Source organism: Mesorhizobium sp. WSM4848 (genome assembly GCF_055811375.1).
Window position 1 is genome coordinate 1 of the sequence record NZ_JBVVPX010000088.1, and the last position, 1,716, is coordinate 1,716.

At 59.8% G+C, this 1,716-nt stretch carries 1 pseudogene; it reads right to left on the reverse strand.

The features are described from left to right. Positions 1 to 1,716 (reverse strand): annotated as a pseudogene (locus tag AC0L16_RS33365) (Ulp1 family isopeptidase); the annotation flags it as partial.

A 1,716-nucleotide genomic window follows, 5' to 3' on the forward strand; every position in this document is an offset into this window, starting at 1 on the left:
GCAGGTTCTGCTCCAGCAACTGGTAATCCCTGTGGATATGGGCGTCGCCCAGCAGGTCGGCGCCGAGCACCGCCCCCTGGGGGAGGTTGGACGAGCCTGACGGAAAAGCTCCGATCCGAGCATCGGAAGAGGTGGTCAGATCGACTAACGGAACACCGCGATAGGTGTCTGACAGCCTCGCGGTCGTAGGCAAGGCGTGTCCTGGAGCCCTTGCCGGTACTGCCGCCGCTGCAGCTTCCCTCATCGCACCGCGATGGACAGGCCAAACGTCGTTGCCTCCCTCTGGCCTCCGGGCGGTGTAGCCCTGACCTTTGATCTCGTAGTTCCATTCCGGCTGGTCCGCGTCCGGCAACAGGCCATAATGGTACAAAGAAGAGAGCATCGCGTCTGGGACGCGTTGAGTCCCATGGGAGAAGCCTTCAGGGACGGTGAATGAGACGTTTATGGAGTTCTCGATCGCAGCGGGGGTCGCCTCAGACCTTGCAAAGGGCCCGGCCTCCGCATGCAGGCTTCCAATGTGTTCGGACCCTGTGCCTTGAACAGGTACCCCTGCCAATGGCAATTCACCCAAGTGCTGCATGGGGGGCTGCATCGGCACGCGGCCGCCTGAATTGTCGATTTCGCTCGGCGGCTGCTGAATAGCGGCGGCTTGCGGCGTATTCAGGGCCCACTGCCTCTCCGCTGGCCGCAACGGCGCTGTCGAATGTTCATTGTTGATGATGAACCGCTCGGGTGGCAGGAGGTTGCCCTGGTCAAGCGCACCCGGCCAGGGCCGGTGTTGGCTGGCCGCTAACGCTGGCGGGGCGGCGGCCTCAACTCCGGCGTGTCCAGAGCCGGCCGCTGCGAAAGCGCCCGCCACGATCCTGTCTGACGCGGGCTCCGCATCGCGAACCCGTTCCAGCGCCAAGCGGAGATAATCGTTGCCTGGAAACAACACCTCGGCGAATTCGATCCGCGAATCATGATCCAGCCCAGAGATCGTCCGGCCCCGCCTCTCAAGCGCCTCAGAAAATCTGCGAAGACTACGACCATAGACAACACGGGTGCTTGAGGCCAAGCTGCTGTCACTGGTCACTTGTTCCAAGACATGCGCGTCTGCCTTTGACGGCACCGTCACTGGCCACCGGCCAGTCGCTGAATAGCCCGGATCATGATACGCACGCAGGACGTTCAACGCCGGCCTTATATCCTTTATGTCAGTGTTTTTCGGAAAGAAGGTCTCGAGGTGATCGACCAGGGATTGGTGATCTCTTAGATCAGTCGCTTGGCCACGAGCGCCGAGATCATTCGCCAATCGGCGAAGCGCATACGAGTATATTCGGAGCGTCTGCGCGCTATGGTGTTGCTGAGCCTCAGCATGGGCGATCGCCTTATCAATCACATCCCGGTGTTCGTCGGACAGATGGGGATAGCGGTTAGCCGGGGCACCTACAGTCGCTGAATAGCCCGGCTCATGATAGGCACGCAGGACGTTCAAGGCCCTCTTCATATCATCGTTTTTCGGAAAGAAAGCATCGAGGTGATCGACCAAGGATTGGTGATTTCTTAGATCAGTCGCTTGGCCACGAGCGCCGAGATCATTTGCCAATCGGCGAAGTGCATACCTGTATTTTAGGACCGTGCTCTCGCTATATTTTTGCTGAGCCGCAGCGTGGGCGATCGCCTTATCGATAAGGTCCCGGTGTTCGTAGGACAAATGGGGATAGCCGGTGGCAC